This is a genomic window from Bacillus sp. AFS001701 (assembly GCF_002559405.1).
GTDB lineage: Bacteria > Bacillota > Bacilli > Bacillales > Bacillaceae_G > Gottfriedia.
The window spans coordinates 1-212 of the sequence record NZ_NTZO01000352.1 but is presented as its reverse complement, the minus strand read 5'-3'; the positions used below and the strand labels follow the sequence as shown (position 1 = coordinate 212).

The window sequence follows — 212 nt, the reverse complement described above, 5'->3', positions numbered from 1 at the left end:
GGAAACTACGAAGACTCAATAAAATGCCTCCAAGAAGCCTGGAATGCTATACCTGAACCTAAAGGTATTTACAAAGATAGTTATCATTGTGCTTTATTTTTAAGTGAAACCTATATCTTGATTAATAATTTTTATGAAGCCAAAAAATGGTCAGAAATAATTTATAACTGTGGTCTAAATAGAATCGATACGGGAGAAAGAGAATTTCTATC

Annotated in this window: 1 pseudogene; it reads left to right on the top strand. The window is 31.1% G+C overall.

Going from position 1 to position 212, the window contains the following annotated elements:
- A pseudogene (locus CN514_RS26200) lies at window positions 1–212 on the top strand (hypothetical protein); the annotation flags it as partial.